This window comes from Mycobacterium sp. 012931 (assembly GCF_000419295.1).
Classification (GTDB): domain Bacteria; phylum Actinomycetota; class Actinomycetes; order Mycobacteriales; family Mycobacteriaceae; genus Mycobacterium; species Mycobacterium marinum.
The window spans coordinates 1,847,473-1,862,991 of the sequence record NZ_AOPX01000001.1 but is presented as its reverse complement, the minus strand read 5'-3'; the positions used below and the strand labels follow the sequence as shown (position 1 = coordinate 1,862,991).

At 65.1% G+C, this 15,519-nt stretch carries 12 protein-coding genes and 1 riboswitch; of the genes, 7 read left to right on the top strand and 5 right to left on the bottom strand.

Translation table 11 applies throughout. The features are described from left to right. Positions 1-213: 213 nt before the first annotated feature. Positions 214-1,383 (bottom strand): PPE family protein, encoded by a 1,170-nt coding sequence (locus MMSP_RS08475; RefSeq protein WP_012395888.1) that lies wholly within the window; start codon positions 1,381-1,383, stop codon positions 214-216. 519 nt (positions 1,384-1,902) lie between these two features. Here MMSP_RS08475 and MMSP_RS08470 point away from each other — a divergent pair. The 4 genes from MMSP_RS08470 to metE all read left to right on the top strand — a co-directional run bounded on the left by MMSP_RS08470 (position 1,903) and on the right by metE (position 7,499). After that, positions 1,903-3,177, top strand: coding sequence for a TetR/AcrR family transcriptional regulator (locus tag MMSP_RS08470; protein ID WP_020786271.1), 1,275 nt, complete (start codon positions 1,903-1,905; stop codon positions 3,175-3,177). Between the two features lie 104 nt (positions 3,178-3,281). Next, complete coding sequence (locus MMSP_RS08465) at positions 3,282-4,124, top strand: SDR family oxidoreductase (protein WP_020786270.1); 843 nt, start codon at positions 3,282-3,284, stop codon at positions 4,122-4,124. Positions 4,125-4,140: 16 nt separating this feature from the next. Further along, on the top strand, positions 4,141-4,791 hold the full coding sequence (locus tag MMSP_RS08460) for an SDR family oxidoreductase (RefSeq protein WP_012395891.1): 651 nt from the start codon (positions 4,141-4,143) through the stop codon (positions 4,789-4,791). 61 nt (positions 4,792-4,852) lie between these two features. Beyond that, positions 4,853-5,073: riboswitch (cobalamin riboswitch) on the top strand. Positions 5,074-5,207: 134 nt separating this feature from the next. Continuing rightward, positions 5,208-7,499 carry a 5-methyltetrahydropteroyltriglutamate--homocysteine S-methyltransferase gene (gene metE / locus MMSP_RS08450; protein WP_020786269.1) on the top strand — a complete coding sequence of 764 codons (2,292 nt, stop codon included), beginning with the start codon at positions 5,208-5,210 and terminating at the stop codon, positions 7,497-7,499. A gap of 77 nt (positions 7,500-7,576) precedes the next feature. On the opposite strand, the gene MMSP_RS08445 is transcribed toward metE, so the two are convergent. Together MMSP_RS08445 and MMSP_RS08440 are read right to left on the bottom strand one after the other, a co-directional pair. Then, complete coding sequence (locus MMSP_RS08445; RefSeq protein WP_036426335.1) at positions 7,577-9,298, bottom strand: DUF3556 domain-containing protein; 1,722 nt, start codon at positions 9,296-9,298, stop codon at positions 7,577-7,579. 71 nt (positions 9,299-9,369) lie between these two features. After that, positions 9,370-9,879, bottom strand: coding sequence for a DoxX family protein (locus tag MMSP_RS08440; protein WP_015356873.1), 510 nt, complete (start codon positions 9,877-9,879; stop codon positions 9,370-9,372). Positions 9,880-10,051: 172 nt separating this feature from the next. Between MMSP_RS08440 and MMSP_RS08435 the strand changes: the two genes are divergently transcribed. Together MMSP_RS08435 and MMSP_RS08430 are read left to right on the top strand one after the other, a co-directional pair. Beyond that, the gene (locus MMSP_RS08435; RefSeq protein WP_020786267.1) at positions 10,052-11,617 is read left to right on the top strand and encodes a pyruvate, phosphate dikinase; all 1,566 of its coding nucleotides are present in this window, start codon (positions 10,052-10,054) and stop codon (positions 11,615-11,617) included. Then, the gene (locus MMSP_RS08430) at positions 11,614-12,219 is read left to right on the top strand and encodes a hypothetical protein (RefSeq protein ID WP_020786266.1); all 606 of its coding nucleotides are present in this window, start codon (positions 11,614-11,616) and stop codon (positions 12,217-12,219) included. The genes MMSP_RS08435 and MMSP_RS08430 overlap by 4 nt, the downstream gene beginning before the upstream one ends. Before the next feature lie 6 nt (positions 12,220-12,225). On the opposite strand, the gene MMSP_RS08425 is transcribed toward MMSP_RS08430, so the two are convergent. Together MMSP_RS08425 and MMSP_RS08420 are read right to left on the bottom strand one after the other, a co-directional pair. After that, on the bottom strand, positions 12,226-13,467 hold the full coding sequence (locus MMSP_RS08425) for a WS/DGAT domain-containing protein (RefSeq protein WP_020786265.1): 1,242 nt from the start codon (positions 13,465-13,467) through the stop codon (positions 12,226-12,228). A gap of 4 nt (positions 13,468-13,471) precedes the next feature. Beyond that, positions 13,472-14,377, bottom strand: a complete 906-nt coding sequence (locus MMSP_RS08420; RefSeq protein ID WP_036426334.1) for an alpha/beta fold hydrolase — start codon at positions 14,375-14,377, stop codon at positions 13,472-13,474. A gap of 553 nt (positions 14,378-14,930) precedes the next feature. Between MMSP_RS08420 and MMSP_RS08410 the strand changes: the two genes are divergently transcribed. Then, positions 14,931-15,518, top strand: coding sequence for a TetR/AcrR family transcriptional regulator (locus MMSP_RS08410; protein ID WP_020786262.1), 588 nt, complete (start codon positions 14,931-14,933; stop codon positions 15,516-15,518). The last annotated feature ends 1 nt before the right edge of the window (position 15,519 follow it).

The window sequence follows — 15,519 nt, the reverse complement described above, 5'->3', positions numbered from 1 at the left end:
CTCGACGAGCCGGAACTGGCGCAACGGCATCAGGGTGCACCGAAAAGACGGCAGGTACGGGTCGTGCCCCCTGGCCCCTGACCACCACGGTCATCTCTTCACGGTTTGTCTCCGAGACCGAACGCATCGAGATCGCCGAGTTCGACCGACATCACCCTCGACGAAAAATTGAGGCCAGACCTCGACTCCGAGGACTCCGATTGGATCGGCGCGCTATCCGATTCCCGTCCTCGGCACCACGCTAGGCCGGGACTGTATTGGGTTCGGGCTGGCACCGCCTCGGCCCAGCATTCCACCGGGCATCCCGCCACCGGCACCGGCACCCGCACCCATCGGCATCGGCATCATCGGCATTCCGGCGGGTCGTCCCGCCGCGGCCATCTCAGCCTCATTGGCGACACCGGCCGCGCCCAACCCCGACATCGCCGAGCTAGCCATCCGCGTGGGCATCGATCCCTCCCAGGTCGGCGGAACCGATACCGCGCCGACCATCCGCGCTTTGCCCAACCCGGCCGAAATCGATGAACCCAGCCCCGCCCCGCCCATCGCCTTCACGCCACTAACCGGTGCGTCCACCAACTTCGCTGCGCTCGCGGGGATTCCGGCGGCGGTTGCGCCGGCCACCCCGGCGGTCGACCCGCGCAGCGAACTACTCATCAGGTTCATCAGCGGTGACATCGCCATGCTGAACGGGTACATCAGCATCGACGCATCCTGCAGTGGCAATGACTGTAGCGTCGTCAGCGCCGTCGGAACGGCCGCCATGACGCTTTGCACCGGTGTGGCGAGCGCCGAGGACGCGGATGTGACCATCCCGAACGCCTGCGTTCCGATCTGGGATGCCAATCCAGCCAGGTCCACGGGCGGCAGACTGAACGGCACCAGGGCGGCGGCCACCGACGACGCCCCACCGTGATAACCCACCATGGCCGCAACATCCTGGGCCCACATCTCCAGGTAGTCGAATTCGTTGGCCGCAATCGCGGGTGTGTTCTGGCCCAAAATATTGGTTGCCACCAACGACACCAACGACATCCGGTTGGCGGTGACGGCAGCCGGGTGCACGGTCGCCGACAGTGCGGCTTCAAACGCCGTCGCCGCCGTCCGAGCCTGATTGGCCGCCGACTCGGCCTGGCCCGCCGCTGCGCTCAGCCAGCCCACATACGGCGCCGCGGCGGCCGCCATCGACACCGACGCCGGACCAGACCAAGACCCACTGGACAGCCCCGAGACGACCGAATCAAATGATGACGCCGACGCATACAGATCCTGCGCCAACCCTTCCCAGGCCGACGCCGCGGCGAACAACGGCCCCGAGCCCGCGCCGGAGAATATCCGAGTCGAATTTATCTCTGGCGGTAACCAAGCAAAGTCCAACATCATCACACCCCAAACCGTTCAGCCGCCCCAACGCCCCGGACAACTCGCCTGTCGACAACCTCCGCAACTGCGTTTGACCCCTGAGGCAACAGTCGCCATTCGGCGACAATTGCCAATACGGCCAGATGCTAGGACGGGGTCGGCGCCGGCGTCCGGGCTTTCACATGGGACCCTGCTGTCAATAGCCTGCCAAGCCGCTGTCAGCTCGGCCGGGGCCCTCTCACCGGGCGTGCGCCGGCTACGCCGCGCCAGCGCAGTCAGCAAGATCGAACCACGGGCCGGGCCGCCCCTGGCGCACGTCGCTGCAAGCCGATCGCGCAGCCAACCGGCAGTTCGACAGGACCGGGCAGCCGGCCCGCACCGGCACGCTCGTGACCACTGCCCGAGCACCCAGTCTGCTAGATTTAACAAAAATTTGGTTGGCAGGAGGGGCGAAGGCATATGTTTGCTAGGTCGCAATTCTGCCGACCCATACACCGGTAGCCTATGGCGAAGGTCAATGCAGCGGCGAAAAGCCGGTGGATGGCTGATCACCGAGATCAGGCCGGGACGGACGACTCCGGGACGCGCCGGACCGAGATTCTCCAGACCGCAGCGGCGTTGATAGCCTCGTCGGGTTTGCGGACGTCGCTGCAGGAAATCGCTGACGCCGCAGGCATTCTGCCGGGCAGCCTCTATCACCATTTCGAGTCCAAAGAGGCGATCCTGATCGAACTGATCCGCCGCTATCAGGACGACTTACATCAGATCGGGCAAAGCTGGCAAGCGAAGCTGGACCAACCCGATTCGCGAACCGTGGCCGAGAAGATCACCCAACTGGGAGCCGCGATCGCCAACTGTGCGGTAGCGCATCGGGCCGCGCTTCAGATGTCGTTCTACGAGGGCCCCAGCGCGGATCCCGAACTGATGAAGCTGACGTCGCAACGTCCGCTAGCGATACAAGAAGCCATGCTGCAAACGCTGCGCGCGGGGCGGTGGAGCGGCTACATCAGGACCGAAATCGACCTCCCCACGTTGGCCGACCGGATCTGTCAAACAATGCTGCAAGTAGGTCTGGACATGATGCGTCGCAACGCATCCGCCGACCAGGTCTCCGGGTTGATGTGCCGAACCATTCTGCAAGGCTTGGCAAGCCACGCACCAACCGACGTGGATCTGGACGGTTCCAATGCGCTGTCCGCAGCAAACGACGTGATCGCGACATGGATCGACGAAAAGGACGCCGATCCCAGTGACAAGGCCGCCCACGTTCGGGCGGTGGCACGAATGGAGTTCGGGCGCAAGGGTTACGAAGTCACCACGATCAGAGACATCGCATCTGCGTCCGGACTTGGCACCGGGACTGTGTACCGGGTGATCGGATCCAAAGACAATCTGCTGGCGTCAATCATGCGTTCGTTCGGACAGAAGGTCGAAGCGGGCTGGGTCGCCGTGCTGCGCTCGAACGCGACGCCGATCGAGAAGCTGGACGCGCTTAGCTGGGTGAATATCAATGCGCTGGATCAGTTTTCCGACGAGTTCCGGATTCAGCTTGCGTGGATGAGACAGTCGCCACCGGATACTCCCAACCCGGGGTGGCTCTACGCCGCGCGGCTGCGACAGATGAAATCGCTTCTGTCCGAAGGTCTGCGGTCCGAAGAAATACAGATCGAACCGCCGTCCATCACGATGCTGGCCCGATGCGTCATCGGTTTGCAGTGGATACCGGAGAACATCTTGCACTTCGTCGGCACCCGTGCGGCGCTCATTCACGCCCGTGACACGGTGTTGCGTGGCGTCGCCGTGCGCGGCCAGTAGCGGCACCGCTTTCTCCGGCGCGATTGAACCAACTGCGCTATTGAACCAAATATATGTTCCCCTTAGAGTGAGGCGGGTAACCGGGGCCGGGGAAAGGGACCTTGATGACAGTTGTGGATCGGTTGCGGTACGACGGCAAACGAGCGCTGATCGTCGGCGGCGCCACCGGGATGGGCGCCGCGGCCGCCAAGTCAGCGGCCGAACTCGGCGCCGAAGTCATCGTGATGGACTACGCGCCGGTGGGTTATGGCGCCGCCCAGACGCTGAGCGTTGATCTGCGCGACCCGGCATCCATCGACTCCGCTGTCGAGCGGCTGGGCGGGCCGGTCCATGCGGTGTTCTCCGCGGCCGGTGTCGCAGACGGACCAGACCTGATGAAGATCAATTTCATCGGCCACCGCCATCTGATCGACCGCCTGCTGGCCAATGACCAGCTTCCTTCGGGATCGGCGGTCTGTTTCATCTCGTCGGTCGCGGGCATGGGCTGGGAGAACGACCTGCCGCGGCTGACCGAGTTCCTGGCCACTCCTGACTATGGAGCGGCCCAGGACTGGGTATCGGCGCATGAAGCCGAGGGCATCATTCACTACGGCTTCAGCAAGAAAGCCATCAATGCCTACGTGGCGACCAGGGCCTATCCCCTGCTGAAAAGGGGGATCCGCATCAACGCCATCTGCCCAGGCCCCACCGATACCCCGTTGGCGCAAGCCAATGCCGACCTGTGGCTCACCTTCGCGCAGGACTACCGCGACGAGACCGGCTCCAAAGTGCACACCCCGGAGCAGATGGGCGACGTGATGGTGTTCCTCAACAGCGCGGCCGCCTTCGGGATCAGCGGGATCACGCTATTGGTGGACTACGGGCACACCATGTCGTCACTGACCGGCGCCTACCCGCCAGGCAAGCCCATCATCGACCTCATCATCGGCCGCGTCCCGATGCCCTAGCGGTAGCGTCGCTGCTATGACGCGTGTTGTTGTCTTTGGTGGCCACGGCAAGGTCGCTCTGCTACTGGGGCACATCCTGGCCGACCGGGGCGACCAGGTGAGCTCGGTCTTCCGCAACCCCGACCACCGCGATGACATCGCCGCAACGGGCGCCACACCGGTGCAAGCCGATATCGAAGGGCTAGATACCGCCGCGCTGGCCGGACTGCTGACCGGGCACGATGCGGTGGTGTTCTCCGCCGGCGCGGGCGGCGGCAATCCAGCGCGCACCTATGCCGTCGACCGCGACGCCGCCATCAGAGTCATCGATGCCGCGACGCGGGCGGGTGTGCAGCGGTTTGTGATGGTCTCCTATTTCGGCGCCGGCCCTAATCATGGTGTATCGGTTGATGATTCGTTCTTCCCGTATGCGCAGGCGAAAGCGGCCGCGGACGCCCATTTGCGTGCCAGCAACCTGGACTGGACCGTGCTGGGGCCGAGCCGGCTCACCATGGAACCGGCGACCGGGCGGATCTCAATTGGCACGGGCAAGAGCGGCAAAGCCACGGTCTCGCGCGCCGATGTCGCGCGGGTGATCGCCGCCACGCTCAACGACGACTCAACCATCGGCCGGACCATCGACTTCAACAACGGCGATGTGCCCATCGCCACGGCATTGGCAGACTAACCGGCCAGTACGCGACCACGGGGCGGCAGAGTAACCTGGACCACGCAGCTGGTCTGCCGTCATCGCCCCACGCGGTGTCGGCATCGAGCGAGGCATCAACGATGCATCGTAAGAGGGAATCCGGTGAGAATCCGGAACTGTCCCGCAGCGGTATGCAGGAACGACCGCCGTCATGAACGAAACAAGCACTGGTCCTTCACGACTGGGAAGCGACGGCCACTAGGAGCACCACCGGGTGCGCGCCTGCGAGTCCGAAGACCTGCCAGTTGTGCCGGGCGCGCCGCGCCCGGCGGCTCATCGCCTCGTGGAATGGGCGTTCGGCCGAAGCGGTTGTGCTCGTGCGGTCAAAGCATGGCGCAGTCGGGTCGGTTGTGCGTCCGAGGGCGGTGATCACCCCGTCAATTGAAGGACGCGCTGTGACTCAGCTAGTAAGCCGGCAACCATTTTTCGCAACCATTACCGGCTCTCCCCGTATTGGTCCGCGCCGCGAACTCAAGCGCGCAACCGAGGGCTATTGGGCGGGACGCACCAACCGAGCAGAGTTGGAGTCCGTCGCCGCCACCCTGCGTCGCGACACCTGGACCGACCTGGCCGCGGCCGGTCTGGACTCAGTTCCGGTGAACACCTTCTCCTACTACGACCAGATGCTTGACACCGCAGTTCTGTTGGGCGCCTTGCCCACCCGAGTAGCCGGGATCTGCGACGACCTGGACCGCTACTTCGCCGCGGCGCGGGGCAATGCTGAGGTCTCGCCCTTGGAGATGACCAAGTGGTTCGACACCAACTACCACTACCTGGTCCCCGAGATCGGGCCGGACACCCGGTTTGGGCTGCATCCCGACAAGGTGCTCGCCGAATTGAAAGAGGCGCAGGAGCTCGGCATCCCGGCACGGCCCGTGGTCATCGGCCCGGTCACCTTCCTGCTGCTCAGCAAGGCCGTCGACGGCGTATCCGCGCCGATAGGGCGGCTCGAGGAGCTGATGCCGATCTATTCGGAGCTATTGTCACTGCTCGCCGATAGCGGTGCCCAATGGGTACAGCTGGATGAACCGGCGCTGGTGACCGACATCTGCCCCGACGCGCCCGCGCTTGCCGAACGGATGTACACCGCGCTGGGGTCACTGGCCAACCGGCCGGCCATCCATGTCGCTACCTACTTCGGCGACCCGGGCGCCGCGCTGGGGGCGCTGGCCCGTACCCCCATCGAGGCGATCGGCGTCGACCTGGTTGCCGGTGCGCACACCGCGATCGCGTCCATCGTCGCGGCTCCTGAGCTGGCCGACAAAACGCTGGTAGCCGGCATCGTCGACGGTCGCAACATCTGGCGCACCGACTTGCAGGCGGTGTTGAGCCGGCTGGCGACCCTGCTTGGTTCGGCAGCCAGCATCGCGGTGTCCACGTCGTGTTCGACCCTGCATGTGCCGTACTCGTTGGAGCCCGAGACCGACCTGGACGCTAGCCTGCGCAGCTGGCTGGCATTTGGCGCGGAGAAGGTGGCCGAGGTCGCGGTTCTGGCCCGCGCTCTGCGCGAGGGGCGCGAGGCGGTCGCCGCTGAGATCGCGGCGTCCAACGAAGCGGTGGCCTCCCGCAAGAAGGATCCACGGCTGCACAACGGGCAGGCGCGGGCCCGCATCCATGCCATCCTCGCCTCGGGTGTGCATCGGGGCGATGCCGCCACACGCCGACTCAGCCAGGAGGCACGGCTACAGCTGCCGCCGCTACCCACCACGACGATCGGCTCCTATCCGCAGACCACGGCGATCCGAACCGCCCGTGCGGCACTGCGCGCCGACGAGATCGACGAGGCGGAGTACGCGCGCCGGATGGAGAAAGAGATCGCCGACGTCATCGCCCTACAGGAAGAGCTGGGACTCGACGTGCTGGTACACGGTGAGCCGGAACGAAACGACATGGTGCAGTACTTCGCCGAGCAGTTGGACGGCTTCTTCGCCACTCAGAATGGCTGGGTCCAGTCCTACGGCAGCCGCTGCGTGCGTCCGCCGATTCTCTACGGTGACGTCGCGCGCTCCCATCCGATGACGGTCGACTGGATCAGCTACGCGCAGTCGCTGACCGCCAAGCCGGTCAAGGGCATGCTGACCGGCCCGGTCACCATCCTGGCGTGGTCTTTCGTGCGTGACGATCAGGCGCTGCCCGATACCGCCAATCAGGTGGCGCTGGCCATTCGTGATGAGACCGTGGATCTGCAGTCGGCCGGCATCGCGGTGATCCAGGTCGACGAGCCGGCGCTGCGCGAATTGTTGCCACTGCGGCGCAGCGAGCAGGATGTGTACTTGCGTTGGGCGGTAGCCGCTTTCCGCTTGGCGACGTCCGGAGTTGCCGACTCGACCCAGATCCACACTCACCTGTGCTACTCGGAATTTGGTGAGGTGATCGGGGCCATCGCGGACCTTGATGCCGACGTCACCTCCATCGAGGCGGCACGCTCCCACATGGAGGTGCTCGACGATCTGAATGCGATCGGTTTTGCCAACAGTGTGGGCCCCGGCGTCTACGACATTCACTCACCACGAGTGCCCAGCGCCGAGGAGATGGCGGATTCGCTACGTGCCGCCTTGAAAGCCGTTCCGGCTGGGCGGCTCTGGGCCAATCCCGACTGCGGGCTCAAGACCCGCAACGTTGATGAGGTGACGGCGTCCCTGCAGAACATGGTCGCCGCCGCACAGAAAGTACGACCCGAGGCGTAGGGGTCTGTCGAGTGTGACGCCACTGCGAGTTTCGCGATGAAATCTCGCAGTGGCGTCACACTCGACGCTCGACGGCCTTACTCCGACTGCACCTGGACTGGTACGTCGTCGGCCCAGGGCTGCCGCGTCACCATGTCCGAGACCCGCACCCATCCCCGCTCGAATTCGCCGGTGGCCGCATCCACCAGGCGGTAGGCCTGAGTCTGCTTGTGGATCGGTTGCGCGTCGAGCAGCACGATACGCACCTCCCCCGGCTCGAAGTTGCAGCGCTGCTGCATCGCGGCGATGAGTTGCTCGTTATGCATGTGTCCGTCGCCGAAATTCCAGCCGACGGCGGTGCTGCAGATCCGCTCCCCGTCGGTGATGACATAGTCGTCTTCGTCCTGGCCGGCCATTGCCCGGTGGGCCAAGGTGAACAGCGCCCTGCCGTGAGTGTTCATGGCGCGGAACGCGTATCCGAGATACATCGGGATCTGCGCCCGGTCCTTGCCGTAGAAGCGCTCCAGCTGAGCCTGCGGCATGCTGGCGATTGCGACGATCCCCCGCTTGATCTTGGCGTCAGCCGAGGGTTTGATGCACCACAACGTGGTGTCCCAGTTGCCGGCGTAATAACGCATCCCGGGCAGAAACGAGATCTTGCGCGGGAACAAGTTGCCCAAGATGACAATTCCTGCCACCACGGCAAACAGAATCGCTACCGGCACAGGGCTTTTCACATCGGTTAGGCCGAGGTCAGCATGGCCGACGAACAGCGCCAACACGCCGAAGATCATGAATACGTTCCACTCCAGCGGTACCCCCATCGGAATCGCCGTCAGAATTCCCAGGTGGAAGCAGACCATCGCGATCGCCGCCGCGGTGGTCGGCCAGCCGCCGTGCGACAGGAACAACGCCACGGGAACGAACATTTCGATGAAAGTGCTGAGGTGCGCGAGCATGCGTGACAGCAATCCGGGCCGCAGATCGTCGGGAAACTTTGCAAAGAACATCCGCTTGATGAAGCGCGGCCGGAACAAGGGGTTGTTGGACATCATCGTGGAGATCACGAATGGGAAGTGCCGGTTGAGCTTGGAGGTCGCCGCACCCATCCAGATCACCAGGAACACCAGCTTGGCGGCCACGATCATGTCTATCCCGCCGAGCAGAAAGGTGACCGTCAGCGTCCCGTAGACCTCACCGCGGGCGGCCAGGAAGATCACCTTGTCGCGCAGCCCCACCATCGCCAGGAGCAGCAGGATCATCACGATCTCCCACATCGGCAGCAGCCCCACCTTGCTGCCCAGCTCCGACATCGGGCCGGAGCCATCGGTGAACAGCGCCGTCACCAACATGATCAACAACAGCGCATAGAGCGCGACATCCACCGGCTTGCGTTTGGTCCCCGCGGTCCACGGGACGCGCTCGGGCCAGGGTGGCAGCCGGATGGTGCCGAATCGTAGCCAGTACAAGCTCGAGCCCATGGGCGGGAAGAACCGGTTGTTCAGCGGGCCGAACCCGCAGCCCAGCCCGACGACCTCGAACAGCATCGTGTAGAGCACGACCTTCTGGAACACGATCGGCTCGGTGTACCACGACTTGACGTCGGTGAATCCTTCGATTCCTTTGGTGCTGAACACGATCAGCCAGCCCACCAGGATGTAGAGCAGGATCTTGCCGACGTAGAAAAGGTGCATCACGACCGGAGTGCCAAAGCCGACCTCGGCCCAATGGCGGGCCATCGGGCGGATCTTTTCACTGCGGGTGCCCTTGCCCCATTCGACAATGTCGACCTGCGGCAGCACGGGCTTGAGAAATCCCATGGTTTCACACACTAGAACGTGTTCTAGTGTTTCGCCGCGCAGCCACGGCAAGCCGGGTTTGCGCCCGTCGGCTATCCGGCCTGCCGAGCCGGCGGCCGGTAAAAGATCAGCAACTGGCCGAAGGCCCCGGCCAGCCCAAGCCCAAGCGATGCCACCAAACCCGGCCAGCCATTGAGCCAGTTGTTCCCGAATATCACCCAGTCCAGGCTCAGTTTTCCAGCACCGATCGTGGCCACCGCGACGGCGCTGAGGGCGAGCACCAGGTTGTACTCCCAGCCCTCTTTGACGATGAAAAATCCGTTGGCTCGGTGCACGGTCCAGGCCGCGACGAACATCAGCGAGACAAAGCCCGCCGCCGGGATCGGAGTGAGCAGGCCGGCCGCAAGTCCCAAGCCCGCGGATACCTCGGTGATCGCGGCCACCGTGGCGTGAAACTTTCCGGGCTTCATGCCGATGCTTTCAAACCATCGTGCCGTGCCCGGAATCCGGCCGCCGCCGAAGAACTTGTTGAATCCGTGCGCGGCCATTGTGAGGCCCAGCACCAGCCGAAGGATCAGTAATCCGACATCGTAGGGAGCCATGAGTGCAAACCTAGATCATTCGGCGCATCCCACAACAGCAGCGCCGAGCCGCGGACGCTACTGAACCGTGTGGAAACATAGCGAGCGTTCTGGGAATTTGCCGAAGACCACAAGGGGGTGCACCACGACTCGTTTCTCACGAGCCGGGGGCATCCCGTTCACCGGCCCCGCCGTGGTGTTACTGGACGGCCGCGCACATCAGCCTCGGGAGGTCCTGGGCAACAAGGGCCACGGTATCGACTCAATGCGCCGGAACAATCTGCCGGTGCCGCCTGCCTTCTGCATCACCAGCGAAGTGGGCGTGCGCTACCTGGCGGATCCAGCACCAACACTGGACGCGATCTGGGACGACGTCGTGGACCGGATCAGATGGCTGGAGGCCGAGACGGGACGCACCTTCGGCAGCGGGCCGCATCCGCTGCTGGTCAGTGTGCGCTCGGGAGCCAACCAGTCGATGCCCGGCATGATGGACACAATTTTGGACCTGGGCATGAACGACACCGTCGAGCAGGCCCTGGCCTCCCCCGGCACCGGCGACTTCGCGCGCGACACCAGGCGCCGGTTCACCCGCATGTATCGGCGAATCGTGGCGGGAAGTGATCCCCCCGACGACCCCTACGAGCAGCTACGTGCTGGCATCGGCGCCGTGTTCGCCTCCTGGAACTCTCCGCGCGCCATCGCCTACCGCAACCACAACAGTCTCGACGACCAGGGCGGCACCGCTGTCGTGGTTCAGGCGATGGTGTTCGGCAACCGCAGCGCCGATTCCGGCGCCGGGGTGCTGTCGTCGCGCAATCCGATCACCGGCGCCAGCGAACCGTTCGGCGAATGGCTACCCGGCGGTCAGGGTGATGACGTCGTCTCGGGTCTGCTCAAGGTAGAACCGATCACCGCCCTGCGCGACCGACTGCCGAAGATCTACCTCGAATTGTTGGATGCCGCGCGCGGCCTGGAACGGCTCGCGGCCGAGGTGCAAGAAGTCGAGTTCACCGTCGAAAGCGGAAAGCTGTGGCTGCTGCAGACACGATCCGCCGAGCGGTCCGCGCAGGCTGCGGTGCGATTGGCGCTGCAACTGCGCGGTGCCGGCCTGATCGACGATGCCGAGACGCTGCGCAGAATCACCCCCACCCAAGTGGAGACCCTCTTGCTGCCCACGCTGCAGCCGGAAGAGCGTTTGGCCGCATCGCTTTTGGCAAAGGGCCTGCCGGCGTGCCCGGGAGTGGCCGCGGGCCTGGCCTACACCGACGTGGACGAGGCGCTGGACGCCGCCGACCGGGGCGAGCAGGTGATCCTGGCGCGTGACCACACCAGGCCCGAAGACGTCTCGGGGATGCTTGCCGCGCAGGGCATCGTCACCGAGATCGGTGGCGCTGCCAGCCACGCTGCGGTGGTCAGCCGTGAGCTCGGCCGGGTGGCGGTGGTCGGTTGTGGTGACGGGGTTGCGGCCTCGTTGGCCGGCAAGCGGATTACCGTCGACGGCTACACGGGCGAAGTGCGCGAGGGCATTTTGGCGCCGTCCGCGTGGTCGGAGGACGACACACCCGAGCTACGCGATCTCACGACGATCGCGCTGAAGATCAGCCCGCTGCGCGCGCATGCGAGCGGCGACTACCCCAAGCTCGACGATCCTTCCGAGGCTGGGGTGCTGACCGCGATGGCCGCCGGCTACACCGATGTCGTCTCGGACGCACCGCTGATCACCATGTTGAACGCGCTACGTGTGCAGGACGGTCTATGACGGAATTGGCGATACTGCAAGCAATCAGGTTGAAGGGGCGGGTGAGCCCGCCCGACCTTGCCGAGACGGTGAGCCTGGACCTGGCCGAAGTCGCGGACACGGTCGCGCGGCTGACCGCGGCAAACCTGTTGGTCGGCGACACCACATTGCGCATCAGTCCCGAGGGCCGGGTCCGGCTCAGCGAATTGCTGACCGAGGAACGCAACGCGGCGGACGCGACCACACTGGCCAACGTCTACAGCGACTTTCGTTCCGTGAATGCCGATTTCAAGGCTCTGGTGACAGAGTGTCAGCTCCGAGGCGGCAAACCGAACAGCCATGACGACGCCGACTATGACGCCGCAATCCTGGCCCAGCTTGATGATGTGCACCAGCGGGTGGAGCCGATCATTGCGACCGCGGCGACACAGCTGCCGCGGCTGCATGCTTACTCGAGAAAGTTGAGTGCGGCGCTGGGCAGGGTCAAGGCCGGCGAGACCGCCTGGTTGACCCGCCCGCTCATCGACTCCTACCACACGGTGTGGTTCGAATTGCACGAAGAATTAATCCTGGCCGTCGGGCTGACCCGCGAGCAGGCGGCTAGATCCGGTGACGCCCAGTAGTTTTCGCTACAAAGCCTGGTCAAGGAGTTCCAGGTAGGAGTCGATGTCGGCCACCGCTGACTGTGCCGCGTGGACGCTGACCGCAATGGTGTCGCCGATGCCGTGCACGCCATGGGTCAGCCCCATCACCGGTGACAGCGCCGGATACCCGGCCGTGAGCACCACCGCAGCTTCCCCGAAGCTCAGATCGGCAGCGCCGCGGTGTACGCTGGACACCACCGTGTTTCCGGCCACCTGATCCGGCCGCATGTCCGCATCGAATTGGCTTACCCCCCAGCGCAACAATGCGGCGGGGACCCTCGCAAAGGCGAGATCGGACGCGCTGGCCGCCGGATGCTGCATGCGACGACGGGCGTTGGCCAGATCGGCGGCGATTCGATGCATCCGCTCGCCGCGTTCGAGCTGCGGATACAACCCGACAACGATGTTGCCGAAGTGGTTGTTTGCTTGCCGCAGTCCCGGTTTGGCCATCGGGACTTCGGCGCCCAACTGTTCGGCGTTCCCGTCGGGTAGCCGTGACAGTGCGGCCGAAACCGCGGCCAGCACCGCGACCGTGACTGTCGGACCGCAGATCTGGGAGCGATGTCGCACCAATGTGCGCAGCTCGCGGGCGCCCTCGGGCCTGGCGTTGGTGCTGCGCAGCGGCCGCGATCCGGCGCCGGGTGCCAACAATCCGGCTTCGGTGTCACGTACCAGACGGCGGTGCGTACAGACCGCATCGGCGGCCACCCTGGGCAGAAAGCCCCGCCGCCGGGGCTCCGCCGAGGGGATGGGAGCGCGGCGCCCAAACAGCCGGGCCGCCAATGCCGAGGCGCGCACGCCGTCGCCGAGGGCGTGGGCGACCTGCACGACGACAACGGTGCCCGGTGCCTGGACGCCCGGAATCCCGCTAACGGGGGCAAATACATGTGCCCGCCACGACATCAGCCGAATATCCAGCTGCTCGCGCGCCAGCCCGACCACCGCCGCGAGGCAACCGTGCCAGCTGTCGTCGTCAAGGTTGTGCCGGACCACCTGTTCGGACCCGACGTCGGTGGCTAGCCACCGCGGATAGGTCAACACAGCGCCGTCGTGGACGCGCATCCGCAGCTCCGGACACGCGCGGGCCCGGCGGACGAGCTGATCGATGGCGCACTCTGGTTCGGCCGGTCGACCGTCGAATGCATACAACAGGAATTGATCGTTGGGCATTTTCGCCGACATCCAATAGAACTGCGCATCGACGGCCGCCATCGGGTGCGCCGCCACCGGTTCAGCCCGGCGGGGCAATGAACGGCAGGATCAGCTTGGCCACCGCTTCGGGCTGTTCGAGCTGCAGGAAGTGACCGGCTTGTTCGACGACCGCCACCTCACTGCCCGGCGGCAGCACCCTTTCCGTCCAGTGCGTGAAAGCCACTACGGCACAGCCATCGTCACGACCGTGTAGGTAGAGCACCGGCAATTGAGGCGCCTCGGTCCACCAACGGTTCAATTCCGCGTAGCGGGCCGGCGGCCGGGTGTTGCGAATGGTTGCCCGGTAGGGACCCAACGCCGCGCGCCACCCCTCCGCCGTCCCGATGGCAGCGTCGACGTGGCGCAGATCCTCCTCGGCGTAATAGGTGGGCGACCATCGTCGCCACAGCAGCCGGGGCACCCACGACGCCGACCGCTCGGGCAACCAGGGCAGCTGGAAGTAGAGGATGTACCAGCTCCGTAAGAGCTGGTGGGGCAGTTCGCGGGCCAGACGGCCGCGGTCGGGCACCCGGCCCAGCGGGCGAAACGCGGCCGCCGGTGGCACCGACATGATGACGGCCCGGGAAAACGGGCTGTCGGGCATTGCCGCCAAGCCGGCCGCGGCGATGGCGCCCCAGTCGTGGCCGATCAGCACGTCACCCTCGGTAGCGCCAGCAGCGGATCGCACCCGCAGTGCGTCATCCATCAGCGCACCAACGTGATAGCTCCCGTCGGCGGGAATCGCCGACGGCGCATAGCCCCGCATGAACGGTGCAACGACCCGCCACCCCGAGTCGACCAGAATCGGGGCGAGCTTGCGCCAGCCGTAGGCCGTGTCGGGAAAGCCGTGCAGGCACAACGCCATCGGCGCCTCGGGGCGACCCCAGGTCAAGGCTTTCAGATCACCGTTGGGCCCGGGCACATCGATCCAGCGCGGCTCAGGCATCACGGGCCTTGTCGTGGTCATCCGCGGCGCCGGCACAACCTTCGAGGGCTGGCTCGATGGGCCCGCTGACCCACCGAGCGGCATCGTCTTGCATGTTGACTCCTGTTCGCCACGTGCAACCCGTATGCACCAACGTAACTGGCGCCGAATGAGGACAACACCACCGATCGGAGACACCGCCGTCGTCTCCCGGCACGGTCGCTGAGCCTACGCACTTGCTCGACGCGCCGGCGAGATCGCGGCCCGCAGGCGGATCCAAGTCGATGGTGTTCGCCACGTTACCCCAGGGGACGGCGCGAACCGGATGCATGTCCGTGACCGGCCAAAGGCACGCCAGGCCGCTCCGATACCGGGTCTGGCCGGGGTGGCGCTGCGCGACGCGCCGGCCGCGATACAGCCAGATTGTCTGGTACCTATCCGGGGGCCGTTTGGGGCCGAACTCGCTGGGCATGCGCATTCGAGCCCACACCGAGCCCGCCTGCATCCCAAACCGTCGGGCTGACATGCGATGAATTTCTTCGCACGACGATGATCCAGCGGCTAATTTCTAGATATGTCGACCGACTCGCACGGGCGCCGCTGGGCCAAAACAGACGCCACCCAGCGCCGGATCCTCGACGCAGCGACCGAGGTGTTCGCCACCAGAGGCTTCAATGCGGCCACCATGGCCGAAGTGGTGGCTAGCTCCGGGGCCAGTATCGGCAGCATCTATCACCACTTCGGCGGTAAGACCGAACTGTTTCTGGCGATCTTCGAGCAGATGGCCAGCGCCGTCGAAGGCAAGATCGAGGAAGCACTTCAGCAGGCCGGCGACGAAACCGACCGGCGTCGCATCTTCGAACTGGGTGTACGGGCTTACCTCGATGGGCTCTGGGAGCATCGGCGGGTAGCCAGATTGCTCGCCTCCGGAGATCGACCGACCGACTTCGGAATCACTCGTCGCGATCGCATGACGTCTGCTTTTCGCAGCTGGATGGCGATGCTAGAACTCGACTCGTCGCTGCATGGACAATTCCTCAGCCGCGCTCTGCTGGCGATCATGGAGGAATCGTCACTGATGGTTGCGGCATGCGAGGAGCCCGAACAAGTCAAACCGGTCATCGACGCCACGATCGAATGGATTGGCCGACTCACCGAGTGAG